Genomic DNA, 26,149 nt, shown 5'->3' with positions numbered 1-26,149 from the left:
GAGCGCCCCTCGCGCGCAAGCCTTCAGTCCAGGCCAGGTGTCGCGCGACACGCCCCGTCATCTTTCCAGAAATACTCCGGGGGATGTGACCTGCGCCGCAGGCGCAGGTCACGAAAAAGGGGGCAGCGCCCCCTTTCCTTTGGCGCCATCAGACAACCGCGCGCTTATTCCTCTGCGATGGCCTCAAGCGGCAGCAGGGTGGTGGATTTGATCTCCTCCATCGACAGGAGTGCCGTGACATTATGCACCCGCACCTCGGAGATCAGCGCCTGATAGAAGTTGTCATAGGCACGGGCGTTCTTCACCCGCACCTTCAGGATGTAATCAATATCCCCCGCCAGCCGGTGCGCCTCCTGCACCTCCGGGCGATCCTGCAGCGCCTTCAGGAACTTGGCCTGCCATTCTGCCTCATGGGCCGAGGTGCGGATCAGCACAAAGAAACACGCCTCAAATCCCAGCGCCTCGGCATCCAGCACCATGGTCTGGCGCCCAATGACCCCCCCCTCGCGCAGTTTGCGAATACGATTCCAAACCGGGGTCTTGGAACTGCCCACACGGCGGGCGATTTCATCCAGCGACTGGCCTGCATCGCGTTGCAGCTCCGCCAGAATTTTCCTGTCCGTGCCGTCGATCCGCACTGTCATTCCTGTTTTCTCCTTGTTTGGGGATCAACCCGCCTGCATCTGACACCAGCTGGAACAATCTTCCTTATTTGCCGCGCCATATAGCGGATAAGGGGGAATATTTCCTATATTCAGGGGTAAGTCAAACAAACCAGACGAGGCCCCAGATGACCGGTCCAGCCCCAACCACACCCCCTGCACCGCACCCGATGCGGAGCGACATCTGTGGTCCTGCCTCCTCAGCTCTGGTGGCTGGTGAGGTCGCCTTTGCAGGCTCCGGCCCCGGTGACCCTGATCTTCTGACCCTGAAGGTGGCGCGCGCGCTGTTGCAGGCGGATGTGATCCTGTTTGACCGTCTGGTCAGCGCCGAGATCATGGCGCTGGCAGGCCCGCAGGCCCAGCTGGAGGACGTCGGCAAGGAGGGGTTTGGCCCACAGGTCAGCCAGGAAGAAATCTGCGTCCGCATGCTGGCCCATGCCCGCGCGGGCAAGAAAGTGCTGCGCCTGAAATCCGGCGACCCGACCGTCTATGGCCGTCTCGATGAGGAACTCACCGCCTGCGAGGCTGCCGGCGTCGCCTATCAGATCCTGCCGGGTATTACTGCGGCCTCGGCTGCCGTGGCCTCCATCGGCCAGAGCCTGACACAGCGCGGGCGCAATGCCTCGGTACGGTTTCTGACCGGCCACGACATGAAGGGCTTTGCCGATCACGACTGGGCCACTCTCGCCCGTCCGGGTGAGGTTGCCGCCATCTACATGGGCAAGAAATCCGCGCGTTTCGTGCAGGGCCGCCTGATCATGCACGGCGCCGACCGCGCCACGCCGATGACTATTGTTGAAAACGCCTCGCGCGCCAATCAGCGGGTGATTGAAACCACGCTGGAGCGTCTGCCCACCGATCTTGCCGCCGCCGAACTGACCGGCCCGGCGCTGACATTCCTTGGCCTTGCCCCGCGCGCCAGCGCCCAGGCCCTGACAAATTTGAAACTGGAGCTTGCCTGATGCCCCGCCCCTTTACCCCGAAAATCATCACCGCCAACGACCTGCTTGAGGGCGACGTGATCTATTTTACCGACACCAACAGCTGGAGCCGTGAGCTGACAGAGGCCGAGCTGATCGAAGATGAGGCCGAAGCCCAGCTGCGCCTTCTGGAAGCGGAGAAAGACGCGCTGCGCGTGGTGGGCATCTACCTCACCGATGCGAAATCCGGCGACAATGGCCCGGAACCCACTCATTTCCGCGAAGATTTCCGCCGCACCGGCCCATCCAACTATCGCCACGGCAAACAGGAGGCCGCAGCAAATGTATAAGTACAACGACTTCGACACCGCCTTTCTGGCAGAACGCAACGCCCAGTTCCGCGCCCAGGTTGAACGCCGCATTGACGGATCGCTGACCGAGGATGAATTCAAGCCGCTGCGCCTGATGAACGGCCTTTATCTACAGCTGCACGCCTATATGCTGCGGGTGGCGATCCCCTATGGCACGCTGAACTCTGACCAGATGCGCGCCCTGGCGCTGCTGGCGGAGAAGTGGGACAAGGGCTACGGCCATTTCACCACCCGTCAGAACATCCAGTATAACTGGCCCAAGCTGCGCGATGTGCCTGATATGCTGGACGCGCTGGCTGAGGTTGGCCTGCACGCAATCCAGACCTCCGGCAATACCATCCGCAATGTGACGTCGGATCATTTTGCCGCCGCCGCCAAGGATGAGCTGACCGATCCCCGCCCCTATGCCGAGCTGATCCGCCAGTGGTCCACCGACCACCCGGAATTCCAGTTCTTGGGCCGCAAGTTCAAGATCGCCATCACCGGTAGCTCCACCGACCGCGCCGTGACCCGCGCGCATGACATCGGCCTGCGCATGGTCGAACGCGACGGTGTGCCGGGGTTTGAGGTGATCGTGGGCGGTGGCCTTGGCCGCACGCCGCTGATTGGCAAGGTGATCCGCGATTACCTGCCGCAAGCCGATCTGCTGCCCTATCTGGAATCTGTGCTGGCGGTCTACAACCTGCTCGGTCGGCGCGACAACAAATATAAGGCCCGCATCAAGATCACCGTGCTGGAAAACGGCATCGACACCATCCGCGAGATGGTTGAAGAGCGGTTTGAAGAGCGCCGCAGGGCCTTTGACGGCACCGATCAGCTGCTGCTGGAGGAGATCAAGGCCCATTTCACCCCGCCCAAACTGCGCGGTGGCAATGTGGAAACATATCTGGCCGCCTATGATGCAGATCCGGTGTTCCGCTCCTGGGCGGATACCAATCTGGCGGCGCACCGCGATGACAACCACGCCATCGTCACCATCTCGATCAAGGCGCATGGCCAGACACCCGGCGATGCCACCGCCGCGCAGATGCGGGCAATGGCCGATCTGGCAGAACGGTTCGGCTATAACGAGCTGCGCATCAGCCATGAGCAGAACGTGATCCTGCCGCATGTCCATAAATCGGACCTGCCTGCGCTGCACGCCGCGCTGAAAGACCACGGGCTGGCCACCGCCAATGTCGGATTGATCTCCGATATTATCGCCTGCCCCGGCATGGATTACTGCGCGCTGGCCACCGCCCGGTCGATCCCGGTGGCGCAGGAAATCGCCAGCCGTTTTGATGAGCTGAAGCTGGAACATGATGTGGGCCACCTCCAGATCAAGATTTCCGGCTGCATCAACGCCTGCGGTCACCACCATGTCGGCCACATCGGCATTCTTGGCCTCGACCGGGCCGGGGTGGAAAACTACCAGATCACCCTTGGCGGCGACGCGACTGAGACCGCCGCCATTGGCACCCGCACCGGACCCGGTTTCGCCTATGACGAAATCGTGCCTGCGGTGGAACGTCTGATCACCGCCTATCTCTCTCTGCGCGACAGCGCCGAGGAAACCTTCCTCCAGACCTATCGTCGCGTCGGCATGGATCCGTTCAAGGCCGCGCTTTACCCCGAGGCCCAGAAAAAGGTTGCTTAGCACCATGGTCAATGCAGCGGCACTACCGACTGACACACGCCAAGGCCCGAGCAGTGCGCATCAGCTGGCACTGGCAACAAAAGTGGATGCGCTCAATGCGCGCTTCCGCCACCACTCTGCCACCTCCGTAATGGAGGGCGCGCTCAAGGATGCGGGCCATATCGCGCTGGTCTCCAGCTTTGGCGCGGAATCCGTCGTGCTGCTGCATATGGCAGCGGTGATTGATCCGATGACGCCGGTGGTCTTTGTCGACACCGAGTTGTTGTTCACCGAAACGCTGGTCTATCAGCAGGAGGTGAGCGAGCGGCTGGGCCTGCGCAACGTACAGGTGATCCGCGCCGCTGATATCGGCGAAAAAGACCCCTATGGCGCGCTGCGCTTCTCGGATACCGACGCCTGCTGCGCCCTGCGCAAGACGGCGCCGCTGCAACAGGCGCTGTCCGGCTTTGACGGTTGGATCACCGGGCGCAAGCGGTTTCAGGCCGGATCGCGCGCGGCGCTGGACTTCTTCGAGGTGGAAGAAACCGCCACCGGCCCCACCGGTCGGCTGAAGATCAACCCGCTAGCCCATTGGGCGCCACAGGATGTGCGCGCCTACATGGATGAAAACAGATTGCCCCGTCACCCGCTGGTGGCCAAGGGCTACCCCTCAATCGGCTGCGCCCCCTGCACCTCGCCCGTCAAGGAAGGCGAAGATCCGCGGGCCGGGCGCTGGCGCAACCAAGACAAGGAAGAATGCGGCATCCACGTGGTGGATGGCAAATTCATTCGCACAGGAGCCTGATAGATGAGCGTGATTGTGACCGATACGGGCTTTGGCCCCGACAGCTGGACGGCGGGCTTTGACAGCGAAACCGCCATTGAGATGCAGCCTGATGCCGATCCGGCGGCCCTGTCCAACCAACTGCCGGGGCTGGAGATGATCCGTATTCATTTCCCCAGCTTTGCCGATGGCCGGGGCTTTACCCTCGCCCGCCGCCTGCGGCTGGCAGGTTACACCGGGCGTCTGCGCGCCTATGGCCATGTGCTGGCCGATCAATATGCGATGGCGCGGCGCTCCGGGTTTGACGAGGTGGAGATCAGCGACGATCTGGCCGCCCGTCAGCCGCAGGATCAATGGCTTGCCCGTGCCAATTGGCAGGCGCATGATTACCAGGCCCGCCTGCGCGGCACCGCCGCGCGCTAAGCCAGCCCTCTCCGCTTTCTGGGAAACCCCTTCAGATCCGGTTCCGTTGCGCCCCGCGCGGAGCCGGTTTCTGAAAACAGGGGTTTTCCTGACCTGTATCAAAGATTAATCAGAGGTGCCGGATATTCCTCCGGTAATGGATCCGATGAACGAGATGACACCCGTGACCGAAGCTGTGACCGAAGCTGCAACCGACCCGAAACCGGCCAAGGCCGTGCCCGCCCTGCCCGACGCCCAGACCGTGACGGAGGTCAAGCACTGGACCGACCGGCTGTTCTCCTTCAAGGTGACGCGCCCTGCTTCCCTGCGCTTCCGCTCGGGCGAGTTTGTGATGATCGGTCTGATGAACGATCCCGATCCCAAGACCGGCAAGGTGAAACCCCTGCTGCGCGCCTATTCCATCGCCTCCCCCAACTGGGACGAGGAAATGGAATTCTACTCGATCAAGGTGCAGGACGGCCCGCTGACCTCGCGCTTGCAGCACATCAAGGTAGGCGATGAAATCATCCTGCGCCCGAAACCCGTTGGCACGCTGGTGCATGACGCGCTGATCCCCGGCAAACGCATCTGGTTCTTTGCCACCGGCACCGGTTTTGCGCCGTTTGCGAGCCTGCTGCGCGAGCCGGAGACCTATGAGAAATTCGACGAGGTGATCATCACCCACACCTGCCGCGAAGCCAGTGAGCTGACCTATGGCCGTGAGTTGATCGAGAGCCTGAAGACCGATGAGCTGCTCAATGAGGTGATTGGCGAAGGCTTCTGGAAGAAGATCAAATATTACCCGACCACCACCCGCGAAGAGAGCGCCAAGATGGGCCGCATCACCGATCTGATGCGCTCCGGCGAGGCGTTTGCCGATCTTGGCGTGCCGCCGCTGAACCCGGAAAGCGACCGCGCGATGATCTGCGGCAATCTGGCGTTCAATCTGGAACTGAAAGACCTGTTTGAGAACACCTATGGTCTGGAAGAAGGCGCCAATTCCAAGCCCGCGCATTTCGTGGTGGAAAAGGCGTTTCTGGACTGATCCCAAGTCGGCCGATGCTCTTCAAGTGACAAAAAGCCCCCGTCATATTCTGATGGGGGCTTTTTATTTGGGCCGACTGGATCAGGCGTCATGACCTGTCCTGGCCGCAGTACGGAACGACGCCTCCCTTCGCTGCAGCCGCGAGATTGGCTCTATGCCTGTTCAATCGCCCCTCCTGCGGTCCCGCTATTGCGCAGGGAGGTGCAAAGGTACATGGTAGCGCCATGGCAACGGAAATTGAGTTCTCTTTCAAAACCTTGACCGGCATCGCACAACGGCACATCCGGGTGTTTCAGATCCACCAGTTTCTGGACCGGTTTGCCATGGGTCTGACAGTGGCCGTCGTCGCGCTTGCACTGACGGACCGGGGCATGGATCTGTTGCAGATTTCGCTGCTCTTCGGGGTCTACTCGCTCACGACGATGGCGATGGAATTGCCGTTTGGCGGTCTGGCCGACAACATTGGCCGCAAACCGGTCTTTCTGGCAGCGGTCATCGCCAGTTTGATTTCGCTCATCCTGTTTCTGTCATCGAGTGATTTCACTGTCCTGGCTCTTTCGTTCAGCTTTATCGGGTTCGGACGTGCCTTGCGGTCAGGCACGCTTGATGCGTGGTTTGTCGAAACATTCAAAACCGCTGCCCCAAATGTGGATGTTCAACCCGCTCTCGCGAAGGCGCAGTGGGCCAATGCCATGGGCCTCGCCTTCGGTGCCGTTTTGGGAGGTTTGCTCCCCGACGTGTTTGGCACGACAGCGCTGAGGTATGGGATCAGCATCTATGATGTATCCTACGTGACAAGCTTCGCAGTGATGATCGCAGTGTTGATCTACACGATGTTTGCCATCACCGAAGAGCCACGCCCGTTGAATGCCAGCGCGTTGAGACAAGGGTTCACCAGCGTCCCCTCCGTGATCGCACAGGCGGGCGCACTTGCCTTGAAACACCCGACACTTTCCATGCTTCTGGCGGCACTGGCGTTGGTCCTGATGGCCACCAATCCGGTTGAGGTGATCTGGCCGACCTACGCAAAGCCCATGCTGGACGAGCGCTACGCCAACACCGCCATTGGCACCCTGACGGCGGGTTACTTTTTTGCAATCGCGTTTGGTGCGGCGCTGTCACCCTATATCAGCCGTGTCTTTCAACGCCGCCATGCGGTCACGCTTGCGGTGCTTTTTTCCTGTCTTGCCGGTGTTCAGCTCATGCTGGCGATGCAGGGCGATATCGTGGGATTTATCGGTGTCTTCCTTCTGTACTCCATCCTTCTTGGAGCAAGCGAGACGCCCGCTAGTAGCATCCTGCATCGCTGCGTGGACGATCGGCAGAGATCGACGATGCTGTCCTTGCGATCTCTCATACAGCAGCTTGGGGCGGCATTGGGACTGGTGCTGGCCGGAGCCGTGGCCGATGTCTATTCCACGCCTGTCGCATGGGGTTTTGGCGCCGTGTTCCTGCTTATGGCGACGGTGCTGAGTTTGCTGCTGGCCAAGCGACTAATAGCGGAGCCGAAGAGCTGACGTCTGTGCAGCAGACAGCGCCAAACAGTTGACAGCCTTAACTGCCCACGCCGGCCCACCTCACCCACTGAGGGGCGAAACCTGCAGGCTCCCATCTTACCCATTCCGGTCCTTGGGCCGACGTTTGTGCTGCGCGGCAGAAAAGGCCCTGTGGCAGGCGGTAAAATGCCGATCATGCCATGCCGCGCTCTGATGCTTTCGCGGGCCTTGCCAAACATCGGCTTTCAGCTTAAACGGCAAATGTCATGTTGTAACATTACATTCACTCATTCAAAAACCGCTGGAGACGTAAATGCTACGTACAATCCTCAAACGACCTGACCTCCTTGCCGTGGCCGCGCTGGTTGCCCTGTCCACGCAGGCCCCGGCCCAAACCGCGACCGGCTCCACCTCGACCCACAATCACAGCCATCAGGCCAAAGAGCCTGTGCTGATCAACGAAGCAGAGATTCAGCCCCGTGAGCTGTCTGACTGGGAGGCCGACTGGCAATCGGTCTATCCGTTTTTGCAGGACGGCACTTTGGATCCGGTGATGGAGCACAAAGCAGAGAGTGGCAAAAAGACCGCCGAAGAATATCGCGCGTACTATGAGGCCGGCTACAAAACGGATGTCGAGCGCATTCTGATTGACGGCTCCAGCGTTACATTCTTTCGCGATGGCCAGCCCGTGCAAGGCCACTACACCAATGACGGATATGAAATCCTGACCTACGCATCAGGCAACCAAGGTGTGCGCTTCATCTTTGAAAAGTCAGGGGGAGACGCTGCCGCGCCTCAGTTCATTCAGTTCAGCGACCATGAAATCGTGCCCACCAAAGTTGATCACTATCACCTTTATTGGGGCGATGACCGTGCAGAACTGCTGACAGAGGTGACCAACTGGCCGACCTATTTCCATGCTGAATTGAACGGCGCAGAGATCGCGGCCGGCATGATGGCCCATTAAGCGCCAGCGCTGTCGGTTCATAGGCCGTAATGGCCCCACATCTGGCAAGGTCCGCTCCCCCTTGCCATTTGAGGGCCGGTTGACCAGCTGTCGCAGCCCCCGCCGATGCCTGACAGATCTCCAGATAAGAAAGGCCCCCACCAATCTCTGGCGGGGGCCTTGCTGTTTGATAGCTGTCTAAATCCGCTTATTGCGGCAGCGCGTCCTTGATGCGTTTCAGCGTCGCCTCCAGCAGAGCCGGGTTGTCGCGGGCCTGACCCAGGGTGGTGATCAGCAACGCCTTCTGCGTGGCCTCAATCGACGATTCCTCGATCATCGTGATCACCTTGTCATAGTCGAAGCCTTCGGGTGTCAGCAGCGCATCCTTGGCGGCCTCTGTGCCCTCTTCTGCGGCGGCAGTCGCATCAGCGGCAGCATTCGCCACACCCTCTGTCGCGGCCTCAGCGGTCTCGCTCACAGTTGCCGCCGCGTCATTGGCGGTCTCCGCAACCTCATTGACCGCACCTTCTGCCGCATCCGCTGCCGCAGCTGCGGTATCCGCAACCGCATCACCAGCGGTCTCAGCCGTCGCGGAGGCCTCCTCACTCAGCGCCGCTGCGCCCTCGTTGGCCTCGTCAACCGCAGCTGCCGCGCTGTCCTGAAGCTGGTTGGCGCTGTCGGTAAGCCCCTCGGCAATTTCGTTCACAGTTTCCTCTGCCGTCTCAGTCACGGCGGCGGCAGCCTCATTCACCGCATCTGCCGCGGCATCAACGGAACTTTCGATCGCGCTTTCAGCGTCTTCAGCTGCGGTAGCGATATCACTTTCGACCTCTGCGGCAACCTCAGCAGCCTCCTCTGCGGGGGTCTCTGCTTCGGGCGTCACGATGACGGTCTCCGGCGCCTGCTCTGCGGTCTCCATGGAGGAGACATAGAAATATCCGCCCAATGCGACGGCTCCCACACCCAGGCCAATGACGATCGGTTTCATGATAGATCTCCTTCTCTCTCCAAATGCTGCGCACATGGGTGCAGCTTGCGGCATAGCACTTGGGCTTAGGGGACTGAAACTACAAGGGGAATAAACGTCAAAGCGTCGCATCGGCCAAACCCTGCCAGTCTGGCATAACCGGTCCGCCAAGATCAGCGCAGCGCAGAATTAACCCTTTGCTGACGCTCTCAGGTGCAAACAAACCTTGAAAACCGCGATATGCGCGGTCATACCCGCAATTGACTTGAATCGCAGGCCCGGGACCGTTATTTTCCGGGCACTTTTCCGAAGTGACAGAAGGATAGACGTCATAGCCCGCAGACCCCATAATGCGCCGCCGCAACGCGACACCGGCCCGCGCACCAACGAAAAAATCCGTGCTCCTGAAATTCGCCTGATTGGCGCCGAAGGGGAAAATGTTGGCGTGGTTCACCCCGCCAAGGCGATGCAGATGGCAGAAGAGGCCGGTCTCGATCTGGTCGAGATTTCGCCCAACGCCACCCCGCCCGTGTGCAAGATCATGGATTACGGCAAGTTCAAATATGAACAGCAGAAGCGGGAAAGCGAAGCACGCAAGAAGCAGAAGATCATCGAGGTCAAAGAGGTCAAGTTCCGTCCCAACACGGACACCCATGACTACGAAGTGAAAATGCGCAACGTGTACAAGTTTCTGGAAAACGGCGACAAGGTGAAGATCACCCTGCGTTTCCGTGGCCGCGAAATGGCCCACCAGAACCTGGGCCGTGAGCTGCTGCTGCGTGTTGCAGAGGATATCAAGGAACTGGGCAAAGTCGAAAACATGCCCAAGATGGAAGGCCGTCAGATGATCATGATGATCGGCCCGCTGCCGCAGAAATAATCCCTGCTGCACCATCTGTTATGCAAAACCCCGCTCCCTCCGGTGCGGGGTTTTTCGTGTCTGCATCGACCGCAGGGGGATTTCCCCCGGAATTGCGCTTGATGCATTCAATACTCACGTTTTCTTTACGCTCCCCCCTTAGCTCCTGAAGGGAGTTCGGTCGCTTCCGACACAAAACAACCGCAAATATGGAGCCTCCCTTGAAGCCTCTCAGCGACGTCCAAAACAGTGCCTTCATGGCCATCGCCCCCTGCCGCGCCGCATCTCTGGCGCTGGTGGTTCTGGCCAATGAAGACAGCCAACACGCCCCAGACACCATGAAGGAGCTGCTGGAGCAGTCGGTACGCCGGATCAAATCTGCCTATGCGATGCTGACCGAAGGGCTTGATAAATTACTGGCCGAAAGTGAATACGAGTTGCCCGGCGATCTCGGCACACAGCGCAAGAAATCCATTGATGCGCTGGCCCCCTTTGCCGAAGTGCTGAGCACGCAATCTGATGGCCAGATCCTGGAGCGCGTGCGCGAGATGCCTTCGCTCACAGCTCAAGCGCTCTATAAGGTGGAGCCAATTGTCTCGCAGTTCCTGATCGACATGACCAAAAACATGTTCGAGGCGCAGAAGTCCCGCGACAGCGCCCGCGACGAGGGGATGCGTGATGCGATCGAGAATGCTGAAACCGTGGGCCGTCATATTCAGCTGATTGCCTTCAATGCCTCAATCGAGGCGGCGCGCATTGGCGATCAGGGCAAAGGCTTTGCCGTGATCGCGTCGGAAATCCGCAATCTCTCTGGACGCACACAGACGCTGCTCGACACCATGTCCGGTTATCTGCGCGCCTGAACCAACCCAACATCAGAACACAGCCCCGGCGCGGCGCCGGGGCTGTTTCTTGTTACAAAATGGCGCGATTATCCCGCAGCAGCCACCGCCCGTTTGGTGATCACCCCAACCAGATGCGCGCGGTAGGCTTTGGTGCCATGCAAATCGCCGATCATCCCGTCCGGATCCACAGTCAGCCCATCAATGGCATCGGGTGAGAAATTCGCCGATAGCGCCGCCTCCGCCGCGCTCCAGCGGAAAACCCCCTCCTCAGAGGCGCCGGTGACCGCCACGCGTACACCGTCTGCAAAGCGCGCGACGAACACCCCAACAAGGGCAAAGCGCGAGGCCGGCTGAACGAATTTCTCGTAATGCGCTGATTGTGGCACCGGCAGGCGGATATTGGTGATGATTTCCCCCTCCTCCAGCGCGGTGGTGAACAGCCCCTGAAAATAATCATCCGCCTCAATCTCGCGGGTGTTGGTCACGATGGTGGCCCCGCTGGCGAGTGCTGCCGCCGGATAACAGGCAGACGGGTCGTTATTGGCAAGCGAGCCGCCAATGGTGCCGCGGTTGCGCACCGCCGGATCGCCGATCTGCCCTGCCAGCGCAGACAGCGCCGGATAGCTGTCAGCGGTGGCCGCTTCGACCTCGCCGTGGGTGGTGGCCCCGCCAATGGCCAGCCCGTCGCCATCCGGGCAGACCCCCTTCATTTCTTCAATACCGCTGAGGCTCACCAAGGTGCTGGGCATCGCCAGACGCTGTTTCAGCGTCGGGATCAGCGTCTGTCCCCCACCAAGCGCCTGCGCGTCCTCTTCGCCCAATGCCTTCACCGCATCGGCGATGGTCGAGGGCTTCTCGAACTCGAATTCATACATGTCGTATCCTTTCCGAAAACCGGCTGACCGGCTGTCATCTTTCCGAAAATACTCCGGGGGTATGGGGGCAGCGCCCCCATGAACCCTTAGCCATTCATCGCCGCCCAGACCCGTGCCGGGCTCAGGGGCATGTCGATATGGGTGACATCCTTGCCGGCCGATTGCAGCGCATCCACCACCGCATTGACCACCGCAGGCGGCGTGCCGATGGCACCAGCCTCACCGCAGCCCTTCACGCCCAATGGGTTGTGGGTACACGGCGTTTGACAGGAATGATCCACCTTGTAGAACGGCAGATCATCCGCCCGTGGCATGGCATAATCCATGAAAGACGCCGACAGGAGCTGACCGTCATCGTCATAGACGCAGCCCTCCAGCAATGCCTGACCGATGCCCTGACCAATGCCACCATGGACCTGGCCGTCGACGATCATCGGATTGACGATATTGCCAAAATCATCCGCCGCAGCAAAGCTCTCGATGGTGACCTTGCCAGTGTCGGGATCGACCTCCACCTCGCAGGCATAGGCGCCCGAAGGATAGGTGAAGTTCGCCGGATCATAGAACGCCGTTTCCTCCAGCCCCGGCTCGATATCCTCCAGCGGGTAGTTATGCGGCACATAGGCGGCGAGGGTCACATCCCCCCAGGCCAGCGATTTATCTGTGCCGGCAACAGTGAACTGACCGTCCTTCAGCTCGATATCCGCATCCGAGGCCTCCAGGATATGGGCGGCGATTTTCTTGGCCTTGGCGATGATCTTCTCGGTGGCGCGTACCATGGCAGAGCCACCCACCGCCAGCGAGCGCGAGCCGTAGGTGCCCATGCCCATCGGCGCCTTATCGGTGTCGCCATGTTCGATCTCGACCATATCCTCCGGGATGCCGATCATATCGGCAATCACCTGCGGGAAGGACGTCTCATGCCCCTGCCCGTGGCTGTGACTACCAGTCATGACCACAATGCCACCGGTGGCATTCACACGCACTGTCGCACTTTCATAAAGACCGGCACGGGCCCCCAGCTGCCCCACGAGGTTCGACGGCGCAATGCCGCAAGCCTCGATATAGCAGTTGACGCCAAGGCCGCGCAGCTTGCCCTTGGCCTTGCTGGCAGCACGGCGCGAATCAAAGCCGCTGAGATCAGCGATCTCTTCCAGCTTGTCCATCGTCGCCACATAATCCCCGGTGTCATATTCCACCGCCACCGGCGTGGCATAGGGGAATTCAGTGATGAAGTTCTGGCGACGCAGTGCAATCGGGTCGACACCCAGCTCGCGCGCGGCCTTATCAATCACGCGCTCCAGCTGATAGGTCGCCTCCGGTCGACCAGCGCCACGATAGGCATCAACGGCAACGGTATTGGTGAACACAGCCTTCACGTTCACGTAGATCAGTGGCGTCTTATAATTGCCAGCCATCAGCGTGCCATGCAGCCAGGTCGGAACCGAGGGCGCAAAGGTCGACAGATACGCGCCCATATTTGCGTAGGTTTCGGTGCGCAGCGCGGTGAAGTTGTTGTCCGCGTCCAGCGCCAGCTCAATCTTGGTCACGTGATCGCGGCCATGGGCATCGGACATAAACGCCTCGGACCGCGAGGAGGTCCATTTCACCGCCCGGTTCAGAGCCTTGGCGGCAAAGGTGCAGAAGGCCTCTTCCGCATAGTGGAAGATCTTGGAGCCAAAGCCCCCACCCACATCCGGGGCCACAACGCGCAGTTTATGCTCGGGGATACCCAGCACAAAGGCGCCCATCAGGAGACGGATCACATGCGGGTTCTGCGAGGTGGTGTACAGCGTGCTGTCGCCGGTGGCGCGGTTGAAATCCCCAACCGCCACGCGCGGCTCCATCGGGTTGGCAACCAGACGGTTGTTGACCAGCTCCAGCGTGGTGACATGGGCGGCATCCTTGATGGCCTTGTCCACAGCATCGCGGTTTTCCTCGACAAATCCCCAGTCATAACAGAGGTTTGAAGTCAGATCGTCATGGACCTTGGTGGCACCGTCCTTGACCGCTTCTTTCATATTGATGACGGCGGGCAGATCCTCGATATCCAACACGATGGCCTCGGCGGCATCACGGGCCTGTTCGGGTGTCTCCGCCACCACGGCGGCGATGGGATCGCCCACATGGCGCACCTTGCCCTGAGCCAGCACCGGATGGGCCGGTTCCTGCATCACCTCACCATGGCGGTCGGTGACCTGCCAACCGCAAGGCAGCCCGCCGACGCCTTCGAAATCAGCCCCGGTAAAGATCCGCACCACACCGGGCATGGCGGCTGCGTCAGAGGTGTCAACCGAAGTCAACCGACCATGGGCCACGTCCGAGCGCAGAAAATGCACATAGGCCTGGCCGCGCATATTGATGTCATCTGTGTAATTGCCGGTTCCGGTCAGGAACCTCACGTCTTCGCGCCGTTTTGGGCTGGCGCCGATGCCGCTATCCTTTGGCATTGTCCAAATCTCCTCCCTGGACGGTCTGCGCAGGGCAGACCTCTTGGTCATGCTTTGGTTCTGTCTGTCGCCGGATGCCCCTTGCGGGATCTGTCCGATGCCCGGCCGCGTCTTGTGGCGGCCTGTTGCGAAATCTGCTGGGTTGCTGCGGTCAGATGCCTCTTTGCATCGCCCGCATCCTGTCGCGCGTTATTCCGCGGCAAGGACAGACACATCCTGACCCGAGGCCGCCATGATCGCCTTGACGATATTGTGGTAGCCGGTGCAGCGGCACAGGTTGCCCTCAAGGTATTCGCGGATTTCCTGTTCGCTGGGTTTTGGGTTGTCCTTCAACAGCGCGGCGGCAGACATCACCATGCCCGGCGTGCAAAACCCGCATTGCAACCCGTGGTGGTCCTGAAATGCCTGCTGGATCGTGTTCAACGTGCCATCTGGGGCGGCCTGCCCCTCGATCGTGGCAACATCTGCGCCGTCAGCCTCTGCCGCCAGCATGGTGCAGGCTTTCACCGCCTTACCATCCACATGGACGACGCAGGCGCCGCATTGGCTGGTGTCGCAACCGATATGGGTGCCGGTCAGTCCCAGTTCCTCTCGCAGGAAACCGGACAGCAGCGTGCGCCCCTCGACCTCTCCGCTGGCAGTCCGACCGTTTACGGTCATTGTGACTTTCACCATCAACTCCTCCCTTGGCTCGCATAAACTCGCTGAACGAAGTTAAGCACGGGGAGGTTGCTGGCGCGAAGCATTAATCGCAGCGCCACGACTAAAGTCGCAGGGAACCGCCAAGACCCGCTCAGACGTCGCTGCGGCGTGGGCGGGGGCGTGTGGGGATTTCTTTCAGCAGGCCGCCAACGCCCATGGCGGCGATATCGGCGCTGCTCACATCGATCCCGCAGACCAGCCGTTCCAGCACCCAATCGGCGCCATTCAAGGCGGGCGAGCGCGCACAGCCCGGCAGGCCCAGCACAGGACGCCCGGCCAGATGACCGAGGAACAGCAGATTGCCCGGATCCACCGGCATGCCAAAGCGCGTGACCTCTCCGCCCGCGGCACGTACGGCAGCGGGTGCCACATCCAGCGGGTCCGAGGTGGCAGACCCGGTGAGGATCAGGATCAGATCGCTGTCAGTGCCAACCGTTTGCAGGGCCGTCGCCAGCTCCCCCTCGCGGTGCGGCACCACCTGCCGGGGGGCCATCGACATGCCAAACCGGTCGAGCCGCCCGATCATCGCCGCGCGCCCCTTGTCCGGCGGGGTCTCCGTGCTGGTGCGGGTTTCGATCAAGGTGGCGCGATGCAGTTGTGGCGGGATCAGGCGGAGCGCCCCGGCCACATCGCGGGTGGCGGCTGCAAGCGCGCTGTCCTCCACCGCGTAGGAGATGATCTTGGCCGTTGCCACCATCCCTCCCGCATCTGCGCGGTGATAATCGGGCACAGTGGCCAATGTGATCATCGGATCGACCGCGTTCAGCGCATTGATCCGTTCAGCATCGACCCGGATCAGACCGGGGCCAAGCGCATAAAGGTTGACCCGACCTGCCCCCGCACCGGAAATCCGCAGTCCAAGCGCCTCCGGGTCGGGCAGCAAGGCCTCGGCGAGCATCTCTGCGGCGCGGTCCTCGTGGATATCACCCGGTTCCAGCTGCGCCACGGTCAGTTGTCGATGGCCAGCGGCGGCAAGATCGGCCAGATCCTGCGCCGCAAGTCTGGTGCCCTTGGCGATACGATGCTCCGCGCCCTGCAGGGAATGCGCCAGATAACAGCCTGACGCCTCATTCAGGGGCAGCGCGCCAAAGATCATAGGCTGCGCCCGCGCAGGGTGGCCGTCATCTCGGCAATGATGGACACAGCGATTTCAGCCGGCCCAGCGGCACCGATATCCAGGCCGATGGGGCCGTTGATGCGATCAATAGCGGCTGCGTCAAATCCGGCCTCCTGCATCCGCGCGACCCGTTTGGCATGAGTGCGGGTTGATCCCAACGCACCGATGTAAAAACACTCCGAGCGCAGGGCGACCTCCAGCGCGGGGTCGTCAATCTTCGGATCATGGGTGAGCAGCACAACGGCGGTACGTGCATCGGGCGCAAGCTGCGCCATCGCCTCATCCGGCCAATCCTCCGTCAGTGTCTCTCCCGGGAAGCGGTCGGCGGAGGCAAAGGCGGCGCGCGGGTCGATAATGACGGGGTCATAACCTGCAATGCGGGCCATCGGCACCAGCGCCTGTGCGATATGCACCGCCCCCACCACGATCAGCCGCAACGGGGGATTATGGACCGCCACAAAGGTCTTACCGTCCGCCTCGACCCCTGATTGGTCCATGCGCTTGCGATCTGTGTAGCCATCCGCGTCCAGATGCCCCGCGCCACTGTCGAGATCGACAACATAGGCCACCGCGCGACGTTCGGCGCGGGCGGTGACCAGATCAGCCAGCGTGTCCTCGGCCAGCGTGCCGCCGATGGGTTCAACCAGAATGCGGATGGTGCCGCCACAGGCAAGCCCCACGGCAAAGGCATCCTCATCGCTGACGCCAAATTCAAGGATCTGATGGCGCCCTGAGGCAATCGCCTCCTGCGCCGCAAGGATTACCGCGCCTTCGACACAGCCGCCTGAAACGGAGCCTTCGATCCGGCCATCGCTGGCGACCGCCAGTTGGGACCCGGTGCGGCGTGGGGCGGATCCCCATGTCTCCACCACCGTGGCCAATGCCGCGCCTCGGCCGCCTTGCTGGCCACTGTCCTTGGCTGCACGGTGCCAGTCGAGCGCCGTTTCAGGAATGTTATCAAAGCGCTGCAATCCGGGTGCCGACATCTGAAACCTCTGGGTTGGGGCGGTCGCCGCGTGGTGGTCCATAACCGGACAAGGCCCGACGCAGACAGGACGGGCAAGGCCGACGATAAACAGAACGGGCCGTGACCTGACGGGTTTAGTCTAGCGCCGGAGCGCAGACAGCGGGATCAAAAACACGCGCGCGCCCTTGCGACTTTGGTCGCAGGAAGGCGCGCAGGGTGTGCGTCGGATCACTTCAGCTTGGACAGCTTATCCTGCAACTCGGCCAGCTGGCGTTTGATATCATCCAGCCCGTCGCCGTCCTCAGCAGTCTCCGCGTCACCGGATGATTCCCCCCCCACAGGCCAACCGCCGGAGAATCCACCGGCCATCGCCTTCAGAAAGGCCTCCTGCTGGGCCTTGATCGCCTCGAACCCCGGCATCTGTGCCATTGGGTTCATCGCGTTCATATTCTCAACCATCTTGCTCTGGTTTTCGCGCAGCATCTCAAACGAGCTTTGCAGGAACTGCGGCATCACCCCGCCGCCCGGCACCATATAGCTGCGCACAAGGTCGTTGAGCACATTCACCGGCAGAATGTTTTCGCCCCGGCTTTCGTGTTCGGCGATGATCTGCAGGAGATACTGGCGGGTCAGGTCGTCACCGGTTTTGAGATCAACAATCTGAACCTCGCGCCCCTCCCGGATGAAGCCGGCGATATCCTCCAGCGTGACGTAGTCGCTGGTCTCGGTATTATACAGCCGCCGGCTGGCATATCGTTTGATCAACAAGGGTTTATCCTGATCCGACATGTCACTTCTCCCCAGACATGATGCGTTGCAGCAAAGCCTATGCGAGCGCAGAACAAAAGGGAAGCGTTACGCCATGCGGCGCAATAATTGATCGTCGGATCCAATAACCAGCCTGACTCGTTCCCCCGCAGGTCTGCCCGCCCCGGCGCAAGCCCAGACTGGACGAGCGAAATGGGCAAACGAAAAAGGGCAGGTCCGATGACCTGCCCCCTTCGGTGCAAAGAGATTTCATTGGGAGGAGTATAAAACCCCTTTGCAAATGCGCGCGGCGCTTACTTAGCGGCGGCTTTTTTCGCAGCGGAGGTCACGTCGTTTGTGGCCTTCTTCACAGCGGCGGATGCCTCTTCGGACATGTCCTTGCCAGCCGACATCAGCAGCTCAACGGTGTCCATCTGAACCTTTTTCGCAACTTCAGCGAAGGCGGCCATGTTCTCGGCAGCCACTTCAGCGGAGGCGGAAGCGAAATCGGTTGCCGCTTTGGCGTAGTCTGCGGGTTCAGCCTGTGCCTTGGAGACGTCGCTCAGCTTGGTCAGGGTTTCTTTGGCCCAGCTGTTGGAAATCTCAGCGGATTTCTCAGCAGCCTGCAGGGCAACGCTGGACAGTTTTTCGTTCAGGGCTGCGGTGGTTTTGAACGCATCTTCCATCGCGGTTGTATCAACCGGAAACGCACCCATCATGTCTTTCATCATCGCGGTAAAATCTTGGGTCTTAGCCATTGTACTGGTTCCTCTTGGTTACGCGGCCAGATCGTTCTGCCGCCTTCGCATGACACCAATATTGTTTCTGCATCGCAGCATTTCAAGATTTTTATTGCTGCAATGCAGAATATTTTTGAGAACCTCTAAAAATCAATCGCTTGCCTGACCGCGGGCCTTCACGCGGACATAGTCACCCGGCGCTGGCGTCAGCGGTGGATGCTGAGAATCGCCCGGATCACGGGCCGGAACCTGTTTGCCTGAGCGTTTTTTGAGCCAGCTTTCCCAACGCGGCCACCAGGACCCTTCGTTGAAGGTGGCCCCCTCCCGCCAGGTGTCGGCATCCACCTTCAGATCGGTATTGGTGTAATGACCGTATTTGTTGCGGGTCGGCGGATTAACGATGCCTGCAATATGGCCCGACTGCGCCACCACAAAGGTCTTGGAGCGCGATCCCATCTGCTGCACGCCGCGATAGCAGTCTTTCCAGCGCGCGATATGGTCAGTCTCGCAGGTGATTGCCATCACCGGCACGGTCACGTCGCGCACATGCAGCGTGTGGCCCATCAGCTCAAACCCGTCACGCACAAATTCATTGCGTTGGCACAGGCCACGCAGATATTGCATCGCCATTCGGCCCGGCAGGTTCGCCCCGTCGCCATTCCAGTATAGCAGGTCAAAGGCTGGAGGCGTCTCCCCCATCATATAGCTGCGGATCGCAGGCCCGTAGACCAGATCGTTGGAACGCAGGAAAGAGAACGTCCGCGCCATGATATAGGATCGCAGCAGACCGTTGTTGGTGATCTCCTCCTCGATCCCATCGATGAAATCATTTTGCAGGAAGGGCGTGAATTCCCCCTGATCGGAGAAATCCGTCAGCGCCGTGAAAAACGTCGCTGATTTGATCGAGGTATCGCCCCGCTGCTTCAGCAGCGATAGCGTCAGGCTGAGAGTGGTGCCCGCGATGCAGTAGCCGACGGCATTGACCTGCTTGACCTTGCAGATCGACTTGGCGGTCTCAATCGCGCTCAGATAGCCCTTCTCGACATAGTCCTCCAGCCCCAGATCCGCGTGCTCTGCGCTGGGGTTGAGCCAGGACACCACAAACAGGGTATAGCCCTGTTCGGTGACCCATTTGATCAGGCTGTTCTGCGCCTTGAGGTCCAGAATGTAGAATTTGTTGATCCAGGGCGGGAATAGCACGATGGGGGTCTCATGCACGGTTTCCGTGGTGGGGCGATATTGGATCAGCTCCATCATCTCGTTGCGAAACACAACCTCACCAGGGGTGGTGGCGATATTGCGGCCGATTTCAAAGGCGCTCTCATCAGCCAGCCGCACCACCAGCTCGCCGTCGTTGGCCTCCAGATCGGCGACCAGATTCTCCAGACCCTTGATCAGCGACTGGCCTTCCGTCTCCACCGCCTTTTCCAGCGCGTCGGGGTTCGTCGCCAGAAAATTGGTGGGCGCCATCATCTGCACGATCTGGTCGGCAAAATAGCCAAGCCGCCGTTTGTCGATGTCGTCGATATCCTCGACCTCGGCCACCGCGTTGCGGATTGCCTCGGCATTGGTGAGGTACTGCTGCTTGATAAAGTGGAAATAGGGGTTCGATTGCCACATCGGATTGACAAAGCGGCGATCAGTGGGGGAGCTGGGCGCGGTGTCCTCTGCACCGTCGCCGTCCAGGGATTTGGCCAAAAGCGACTGAGCTTCGGCAAAATTCACCACCGCCTGCCCCCAATACGACACTTGTTTTTCGAGCAGTTTCGCCGGGTTTTTTGCCATTTCCGACCAATAGGCCGTTGCTGCGCGTGCAAAAAGCTCTTGATTCGGACCATCCAGTGACGGGGGGTGAGATTTTTTCTGAGCCAGAACATCCATCAGGCGTTTTGAAAGTTGCTCAACCTGCTCCATATTTTTTTTAATTCGTTCAATATGTTCCGGCGAGACTGCCGGATCCGTACTGTCGCTTGTTGTCATCTTAACAAATCCCCCGTAATCTTTCTGCTATGCAGAATACTGTCCGCCCATCATACGACAAAGCTATGAAACGTCCGATGGGTTGTGACACAACCGCACGTGGATTCAGATCGGATCCAAGCGGCCAACGCAATGGAGATATAACATGCGTTACATGATGTCGTACGATCTGATGGAAACCATGCGCAACACCAACCAGTGGCTTGGCGCAACGGCCCTGTCTATGGCGTCGAACCCTGCCTTTGCGGCGATCCCCAATCCGGCGCTCAGCTGGATGGCCGCCTGGGGCGAGGTCACGGAGCGCAGTTATCAGCGTATGGTGACCAAGCCGGACTGGGGCATCTACACCCAGACCTGTGCCGATGGCCGCGATCACGTGGTGGAGATCGACACGGTGGTGGAACGCCCCTTTGGCGATCTGATCCATTTCCGCGTGGCAGGCCGCGCTGAACAGCCGCGCAAGGTGCTGCTGGTGGCACCGATGTCCGGGCACTACGCAACCCTGCTGCGCTCCACCGTCAAGAGCCTGATCGAGAATTGCGAAGTCTATGTCACCGACTGGCATAATGCGCGCGATATTCCGGTGTCCGAAGGCAAGTTCGATATCGAGGACTATACGCTCTACCTCGTTGATTTCATGCGCGAGATGGGCCCCGACACCCATGTGATTGCGGTTTGCCAGCCAGCCCCGCTGACATTGGCCGCCACCGCCTATCTGGCGGAACAGGATCCGGAGGCGCAGCCGTGCTCGCTGACGTTGATCGGCGGGCCGGTGGACCCCGATGCGACCCCCACCGATGTCACCGATTTTGGCCGCCGGGTCACCATGGGCCAGCTGGAAGAGACGATGATCCAGCGGGTCGGCTTCAAATACAAAGGGGTGGGCCGCAAGGTTTACCCGGGCCTGTTGCAGCTCAGCTCCTTCATGTCGATGAACGGCGAGCGCCATTCCAAGGCGTTCATGGACCAGATCCAGCGGGTCAGCCGGGGCGAGGCATCGGATCACGATGCCCATAACCGGTTCTATGATGAATATCTCGCGGTGATGGACATGACGGCGGAATTCTATCTGTCGACGGTAGAGCGCGTCTTTAAGGGTGGTGAGATTGCCCGCAATGAATTTGTTGTGGCCGGGCACAAGGTTGACATAGGCAAGATTACCGATGTGGCGGTTAAGACGGTCGAAGGTGCCAATGATGACATCTCCGCCCCCGGCCAGTGCATCGCGGCGCTGGATCTCTGCACCGGTCTGCCGGAGGCGAAGAAGGCCAGCCATGTGGAGCCGGGTGCGGGACATTATGGCATCTTTGCCGGGCGCAGCTGGCGCGATAACATCCGCCCGCTGGTGATCGAATTCATGAACGCCAATGCCCGCAAGGCAAAGAAACCGGCGGCAAAACGCGCCAAGGCCAACGCCTGATCGGTTGAGGTCGGGCGCAACCACTCATAAACGGGCGTTGCGCCCCCACCGAGGATTTTCTGGCGATGGCTGATCCGCTGATATTTGCATGTGACTGCGGCAAAATCCGTGGCGAGCTGTCCCAAGAGGCGCGCAAGGCAGGCACCCGCATCGTCTGTTTCTGTGCCGATTGCCGCGCCAATGAGATCTATCACAAACAGCCAGACCCGGCCCCTGGCCCGGTTGATCTTTTTCAGGTCAATCCCGACGGGCTGACATTTCATCAAGGTGAGGATCTGCTGCGGCTTATGCGGCTCAGCCCGAAGGGGCTGTTTCGCTGGTACGCGGGCTGCTGTGGCACACCAATGGCCAATACGCTGGCGAAACCCACGCTGCCCTTTGCCGGACTGCGATCGGACCGGTTTGCCAACAAAGATGCGCTTGGCAAGATCCGCGCGCGGGCCTTTGTCCCGAAACAGGGCAAACAGCCCCGCACCGAAGGTGCCGCACGGATGGTCATGTCGCTGCTGAGCCGAATGATCTCGGCGCGGCTGTCGGGCCGTTGGAAAGAGACACCGTTTTTCGACATCGAAAGCGGTGAACCGGTGTCAAAACCAGAGGTGATCAGCAAGGAAGAACGCGCTGCCCTGCTCCGCTAGACCTCTTACAATCCACTGATTTAGTTTGTCTTTAGCGGGTTTGTCAGCGTCAATGGTGGCAACGGCGGCGCTGAGGACTGCGCCTCGCTCGCTGCGGCGCTTGCGATATCTGGCGCCGGGTCCGACCTTGCGTCCTGACGGGGAGCGACCTCGGCCAACCACTCGGCCATGGCGCCGGTCACCTGATCCGGTTGTTCCAGCGTTGGCAGATGGCCTGCTCCCTCAATCACGCGTAGCCGGGCGTTTGGCATCAGGGCGGCCATGAATTCATGACGTTTCAGCGGGGTCAGCCGGTCCTGCGCACCGCAGAGGATCAGCGTTGGCCCTTTGAAGCGGCGCAGCGCCGCCTGCTGATCGGTGCGCCGTTGCAAGGCCCGCGCCTGCGCCACGAACAGCTCCGACCCAAGTGTGCAGCCCTGCTGGTAGATCATGTTGAGGATATCAAGCCGCTGCGGCGACGGCGCGAGACACTCCACCGGCAGGCAGCTGCGCAGAACATCCTCCAGCCGACCACTGCGGGCTGCGATGATCAGCGGCTCCCACTCAGCGGCCTGCGTCGGCGTATCGGGCAAGGGGCTGGTCGATATCAGGCAAAGCCTGCTCACCCGCTCCGGCGCGCGACGCAGGATTTCCATCGCAACGATGCCGCCCATCGACAGCCCGGCCAGCGAAAACCGCGCTGGCAGCTGTGTCAGCAGATGATCGGCGATGGTCTCAATCCGCTCGCCCCCCAGCAGCGGCGCCACCATGGTTGGCATCACACCAGAGAGCGCCCGCAGCTGCGGCACGAAGACCTCTGCCGTGCCCATCAGCCCCGGCAGCATCACTAAGGGGGCAATGCCCTGCCCGCCTGCGCGCGTTTCGGTCTGCCCTGCTCTGCCCAGTTGATCCGCCACCCGCGCCTATCCCCCTGCCTCGGTCCCGTAGCCGTTCCAGCGAAACGCGCCTGCGTCAGACAGCGGCGAGAACGGGTTATGCGCAATTTCCCAGATATGGCCGTCGGGCGCGCGAAAATAGCCGATGGTGCCCCCCCAGAACACCTCTCCTGCCGGGCGCAGGACACTCGCGCCCGCCGCCTCGGCCTTGGCCAGAAGCGTGGCCACATCCGCAGCACTGCGGGTGTTGTGGCTGAGTGTCATCGCCCCGGTGCCCAGTTCCTCCACCGGCAGACCAATATCCTCGGCCAAGGACGAGAGCGGATAAAGCCCCAAGGTCTGCGAAATCAGGTCAAACGCAATGACGCCATCGGGGCTCTCCGCCCGCTGCCAGCCAAGCGCCTCGTAGAAGGCGGCGGCCTGCTCCATATCCGGCACCCCGAGGGTGATCAGGCTGATGCGTTGTTCCATCGCGTCCTCTCCTGCCCGCGGCCCCCAAACGAGGGAGGCCTCATAATATTTACAGATCCTGCTGCGGGTTAGATTGCAACCTGTAGCGAGGCCTTCCCCATAGCTTAGCTGATCGCATCCGCGCCAGATAGCCCCAGAACCTCTGCAACAGCCGTTTCGATCAGGGCCAGACAGGCGGGATCCGAAAACCGGTGATCGGCATCTTTGACCAGTTGCAGGCGCATATCGGCGCAGGTGGCATGATCCAGCAACCGCAGTGCGGTTTCGGTGCTGACGGCGGTATCGGCGGTGCCTTGCAGGCAACGCACCGGCATCGACAGCACCAGCGGATCGCGCAACACCAGATGATTTCGCCCATCCTCGATCATGCGTTTGGTGATCACATAAGGCTCCATATAGTCGCTTGGCAGTTCGACCTGTCCGTGTGCCTCCAGCTCCGCCTTCTGGGCATCGGTGAAATTGGCCCAATAGCCATCCTCGGTAAAATCGGGTGCGGCGGCGATGGTGACCAGACCGGCCACCCGTTCGGGCAGGGCCCGCGCCAAGAGCAGCGCCTGCCACCCCCCCATGGAGGATCCAACAGGCAGAATTTGCCCCTTCGTCAGCGCCTGTACCGCCGCCAGCGTGTCCTGATGCCAGTCGCCGATGCAGCCCTCTTCAAACGTGCCGGAGCTTTCACCGTGGCCGGAATAGTCAAACCGCAGAAAGCCCAAGCCCCGCGCCTTGGTCCAGGCTTCCAGATGTATCGCCTTGGTGCCTTCCATGTCGGATTTCAGCCCGCCCAGAAACACCACCATCGGCGCCGTTGCATCGCCGCTTGCGGGGGTCAGATGATAGGCCAGGCGGCGGCCCGTATCGGTGTCCAGAAATTGAGGTGCGGCCATGGTCTCCCCCGCGCAAAAAATTTGCCAAATCACAGGCCCCCAGATCTGCCACGGCAACGGCGCCACGGCAATGGCGTGTTTCAGCGCTGCCCCATGCCCTTCCGGCACAGGTCACCAAGATGCAGTGAGGCAACGCCTTCACATTTGGCGACTTTTGTCCGGCGCAGGAGCCTTGCGACCCATCGCCGCCCTGCCTAGGGTCCGCGCGATATTCGCCTTTGCCCCACAATCAGGAGCCAGCCCTTGCCCCGTGCCCTTCGTCTTTTCTGTCTCGGTCTCCTCTGCCTGCTGATCCTTTTGACCACCCTCTGGGGGGCCATGGCGCTGTGGTATCGGCTGCCGGTTGACAGCCTCTGGCGTACGGCTGCGGCCTCCGGCTTTGCGGGCCTCGGTCTGGCAACCCTCTGGGCGGTGATCCGGGGCCGCGCGCTGCGTGGGCTTTCGACCTTCTGTCTCGCACTTGCGGCGCTGATCTGGTGGTGGGCGAGCCTGACCCCACCGGCCGAGGCGCAATGGTCGCCCGATGTTGCGCGGCAGGTCACTGGCACCCGCGACGGCGATATTCTGACGCTGACAGACGTGCGCAATTTCGACTGGTCCACCCCAACCGAGTTCACCCCCCGCTGGGAAACCCGCAGCTATGACCTCAGTCAACTGAACAGCGTAGATCTCTTCATGTCCTATTGGGCGGGGCCGGAGATGGCCCATATGGTGGTCAGCTTCGGCTTTGAGGAGGGTGCGCATATTGCCTGGTCGGTTGAGGTGCGGCGTCAGGTCGGCGGCGGTTTCTCCCCAATCGCGGATCTGTTCAAGACCAACACGCTGGTGCTGATCGCCGCCGATGAGCGCGATGTGGTGGGCACCCGCACAAATGCCCGTGGCGAGGATGTGCAGCTGTTTCGTATCGACACAGATCCGGACACCGCCCGAGCGCTGCTGATGCAATATGTCGAGGCCGCCAACCGGCTGGCCGCACAGCCGCAGTGGTACAACTCGCTCACCTCAAACTGCACCACCGTGGTGATGACGATGATCCGCACCATCGTGCAGGACGTGCCGCTGGACTGGCGGGTGCTGGCCAATGGCTACCTGCCCGAATACGCCCATGATCAGGGGGTATTGGCGGCAGGCTACAGCACCGAGGAGCTGCGCAAACGCGGCAGTATTACGGCCAGGGCGCAGGCGCAGGGCATCACGCCAGACTACTCAGCCATGATCCGCGAAGGCGTGCCAGCCCCCGCCCCCTGATCTAGGCCCCTGATCCGGCTTTTACATCTTCTGGCCCAAAATATCCCAGGGAGTGCGCGGGGCAGGCCCCTCGCCCGCTTGACAGCCTCGCGCGCCCCTGCCAAACGGACAAAACACCATAAC

Annotated in this window: 26 protein-coding genes; 13 read left to right on the top strand and 13 right to left on the bottom strand. The window is 60.9% G+C overall.

The genetic code is table 11. The annotated features are described in order from the left end of the window. Positions 1–164: 164 nt before the first annotated feature. Positions 165–644: an Lrp/AsnC family transcriptional regulator gene (locus INHI_RS0105525; protein WP_014875065.1), complete on the bottom strand. Its 480-nt coding sequence runs from the start codon at positions 642–644 to the stop codon at positions 165–167. 146 nt (positions 645–790) lie between these two features. Here INHI_RS0105525 and cobA point away from each other — a divergent pair, with 146 nt between their 5' ends. The 8 genes from cobA to INHI_RS0105485 all read left to right on the top strand — a co-directional run bounded on the left by cobA (position 791) and on the right by INHI_RS0105485 (position 8,262). Continuing rightward, positions 791–1,624 carry a uroporphyrinogen-III C-methyltransferase gene (gene cobA / locus INHI_RS0105520; protein ID WP_027247016.1) on the top strand — a complete coding sequence of 278 codons (834 nt, stop codon included), beginning with the start codon at positions 791–793 and terminating at the stop codon, positions 1,622–1,624. Continuing rightward, positions 1,624–1,932: a DUF2849 domain-containing protein gene (locus INHI_RS0105515; protein WP_014880397.1), complete on the top strand. Its 309-nt coding sequence runs from the start codon at positions 1,624–1,626 to the stop codon at positions 1,930–1,932. The genes cobA and INHI_RS0105515 overlap by 1 nt, the downstream gene beginning before the upstream one ends. Next, positions 1,925–3,589 carry a nitrite/sulfite reductase gene (locus tag INHI_RS0105510; RefSeq protein WP_027247015.1) on the top strand — a complete coding sequence of 555 codons (1,665 nt, stop codon included), beginning with the start codon at positions 1,925–1,927 and terminating at the stop codon, positions 3,587–3,589. The genes INHI_RS0105515 and INHI_RS0105510 overlap by 8 nt, the downstream gene beginning before the upstream one ends. A gap of 4 nt (positions 3,590–3,593) precedes the next feature. Further along, positions 3,594–4,373 (top strand): phosphoadenylyl-sulfate reductase, encoded by a 780-nt coding sequence (locus INHI_RS0105505; protein WP_027247014.1) that lies wholly within the window; start codon positions 3,594–3,596, stop codon positions 4,371–4,373. A 3-nt stretch (positions 4,374–4,376) separates the two neighbouring features. Continuing rightward, complete coding sequence (locus INHI_RS0105500; RefSeq protein WP_027247013.1) at positions 4,377–4,775, top strand: DUF934 domain-containing protein; 399 nt, start codon at positions 4,377–4,379, stop codon at positions 4,773–4,775. A gap of 136 nt (positions 4,776–4,911) precedes the next feature. Then, positions 4,912–5,799, top strand: coding sequence for a ferredoxin--NADP reductase (locus tag INHI_RS0105495; RefSeq protein WP_211233568.1), 888 nt, complete (start codon positions 4,912–4,914; stop codon positions 5,797–5,799). Between the two features lie 224 nt (positions 5,800–6,023). Beyond that, positions 6,024–7,316: an MFS transporter gene (locus INHI_RS0105490; RefSeq protein ID WP_027247011.1), complete on the top strand. Its 1,293-nt coding sequence runs from the start codon at positions 6,024–6,026 to the stop codon at positions 7,314–7,316. 292 nt (positions 7,317–7,608) lie between these two features. Further along, positions 7,609–8,262, top strand: a complete 654-nt coding sequence (locus tag INHI_RS0105485; protein WP_027247010.1) for a metal-binding protein ZinT — start codon at positions 7,609–7,611, stop codon at positions 8,260–8,262. Positions 8,263–8,449: 187 nt separating this feature from the next. On the opposite strand, the gene INHI_RS0105480 is transcribed toward INHI_RS0105485, so the two are convergent. Continuing rightward, on the bottom strand, positions 8,450–9,229 hold the full coding sequence (locus tag INHI_RS0105480; RefSeq protein ID WP_036766929.1) for a hypothetical protein: 780 nt from the start codon (positions 9,227–9,229) through the stop codon (positions 8,450–8,452). Positions 9,230–9,434: 205 nt separating this feature from the next. Here INHI_RS0105480 and infC point away from each other — a divergent pair, with 205 nt between their 5' ends. Both infC and INHI_RS21370 read left to right on the top strand, forming a co-directional pair. Further along, complete coding sequence (gene infC, locus INHI_RS0105475) at positions 9,435–10,088, top strand: translation initiation factor IF-3 (RefSeq protein ID WP_014875076.1); 654 nt, start codon at positions 9,435–9,437, stop codon at positions 10,086–10,088. A gap of 200 nt (positions 10,089–10,288) precedes the next feature. Continuing rightward, positions 10,289–10,930 carry a methyl-accepting chemotaxis protein gene (locus INHI_RS21370; RefSeq protein ID WP_027247007.1) on the top strand — a complete coding sequence of 214 codons (642 nt, stop codon included), beginning with the start codon at positions 10,289–10,291 and terminating at the stop codon, positions 10,928–10,930. 68 nt (positions 10,931–10,998) lie between these two features. On the opposite strand, the gene INHI_RS0105465 is transcribed toward INHI_RS21370, so the two are convergent. The 8 genes from INHI_RS0105465 to phaC all read right to left on the bottom strand — a co-directional run bounded on the left by INHI_RS0105465 (position 10,999) and on the right by phaC (position 20,490). Further along, positions 10,999–11,787: an FAD binding domain-containing protein gene (locus INHI_RS0105465; RefSeq protein WP_027247006.1), complete on the bottom strand. Its 789-nt coding sequence runs from the start codon at positions 11,785–11,787 to the stop codon at positions 10,999–11,001. An 86-nt stretch (positions 11,788–11,873) separates the two neighbouring features. Continuing rightward, on the bottom strand, positions 11,874–14,237 hold the full coding sequence (locus INHI_RS0105460) for a xanthine dehydrogenase family protein molybdopterin-binding subunit (protein ID WP_027247005.1): 2,364 nt from the start codon (positions 14,235–14,237) through the stop codon (positions 11,874–11,876). A gap of 189 nt (positions 14,238–14,426) precedes the next feature. Next, entirely contained in the window at positions 14,427–14,912 is a 486-nt protein-coding gene (locus tag INHI_RS0105455; RefSeq protein WP_027247004.1) for a (2Fe-2S)-binding protein, read from the bottom strand. Positions 14,913–15,030: 118 nt separating this feature from the next. Further along, positions 15,031–16,035 carry a molybdopterin-binding protein gene (locus INHI_RS0105450; protein ID WP_027247003.1) on the bottom strand — a complete coding sequence of 335 codons (1,005 nt, stop codon included), beginning with the start codon at positions 16,033–16,035 and terminating at the stop codon, positions 15,031–15,033. Further along, complete coding sequence (locus INHI_RS0105445; protein ID WP_027247002.1) at positions 16,032–17,042, bottom strand: XdhC family protein; 1,011 nt, start codon at positions 17,040–17,042, stop codon at positions 16,032–16,034. Before INHI_RS0105445 ends, INHI_RS0105450 begins: the two co-directional genes overlap by 4 nt. A 209-nt stretch (positions 17,043–17,251) precedes the next feature. Continuing rightward, entirely contained in the window at positions 17,252–17,812 is a 561-nt protein-coding gene (gene phaR / locus INHI_RS0105440; protein WP_027247001.1) for a polyhydroxyalkanoate synthesis repressor PhaR, read from the bottom strand. 272 nt (positions 17,813–18,084) lie between these two features. Continuing rightward, positions 18,085–18,528 carry a hypothetical protein gene (locus INHI_RS0105435; protein WP_014875084.1) on the bottom strand — a complete coding sequence of 148 codons (444 nt, stop codon included), beginning with the start codon at positions 18,526–18,528 and terminating at the stop codon, positions 18,085–18,087. Positions 18,529–18,660: 132 nt separating this feature from the next. Next, entirely contained in the window at positions 18,661–20,490 is a 1,830-nt protein-coding gene (gene phaC / locus INHI_RS0105430; protein ID WP_027247000.1) for a class I poly(R)-hydroxyalkanoic acid synthase, read from the bottom strand. 145 nt (positions 20,491–20,635) lie between these two features. Here phaC and phaZ point away from each other — a divergent pair, with 145 nt between their 5' ends. Together phaZ and INHI_RS0105420 are read left to right on the top strand one after the other, a co-directional pair. Beyond that, entirely contained in the window at positions 20,636–21,910 is a 1,275-nt protein-coding gene (phaZ, locus tag INHI_RS0105425; protein WP_027246999.1) for a polyhydroxyalkanoate depolymerase, read from the top strand. 65 nt (positions 21,911–21,975) lie between these two features. Continuing rightward, positions 21,976–22,548 (top strand): DUF6151 family protein, encoded by a 573-nt coding sequence (locus INHI_RS0105420; protein WP_027246998.1) that lies wholly within the window; start codon positions 21,976–21,978, stop codon positions 22,546–22,548. A gap of 20 nt (positions 22,549–22,568) precedes the next feature. Here the strand turns inward: INHI_RS0105420 and INHI_RS0105415 are convergent, their stop codons facing one another. The 3 genes from INHI_RS0105415 to INHI_RS0105405 form a co-directional block, all read right to left on the bottom strand. After that, positions 22,569–23,444 carry an alpha/beta fold hydrolase gene (locus tag INHI_RS0105415; protein WP_027246997.1) on the bottom strand — a complete coding sequence of 292 codons (876 nt, stop codon included), beginning with the start codon at positions 23,442–23,444 and terminating at the stop codon, positions 22,569–22,571. Between the two features lie 6 nt (positions 23,445–23,450). Then, on the bottom strand, positions 23,451–23,894 hold the full coding sequence (locus INHI_RS0105410) for a VOC family protein (protein ID WP_027246996.1): 444 nt from the start codon (positions 23,892–23,894) through the stop codon (positions 23,451–23,453). Between the two features lie 104 nt (positions 23,895–23,998). After that, a complete protein-coding gene (locus INHI_RS0105405) occupies positions 23,999–24,778 on the bottom strand; it encodes an alpha/beta hydrolase (RefSeq protein ID WP_027246995.1) in 780 nt (259 codons plus the stop codon). A 243-nt stretch (positions 24,779–25,021) separates the two neighbouring features. On the opposite strand from INHI_RS0105405, the gene INHI_RS0105400 reads away from it, so the two are divergent. Beyond that, positions 25,022–26,026 (top strand): Lnb N-terminal periplasmic domain-containing protein, encoded by a 1,005-nt coding sequence (locus tag INHI_RS0105400; RefSeq protein ID WP_027246994.1) that lies wholly within the window; start codon positions 25,022–25,024, stop codon positions 26,024–26,026. The last annotated feature ends 123 nt before the right edge of the window (positions 26,027–26,149 follow it).

Origin of the sequence: Phaeobacter inhibens DSM 16374, from assembly GCF_000473105.1 — a bacterium.
Taxonomy (GTDB): Bacteria; Pseudomonadota; Alphaproteobacteria; order Rhodobacterales; family Rhodobacteraceae; genus Phaeobacter; species Phaeobacter inhibens.
The sequence above is the reverse complement of the archived record's forward strand: the minus strand, read 5'-3'. Positions and strand labels throughout refer to the sequence as shown.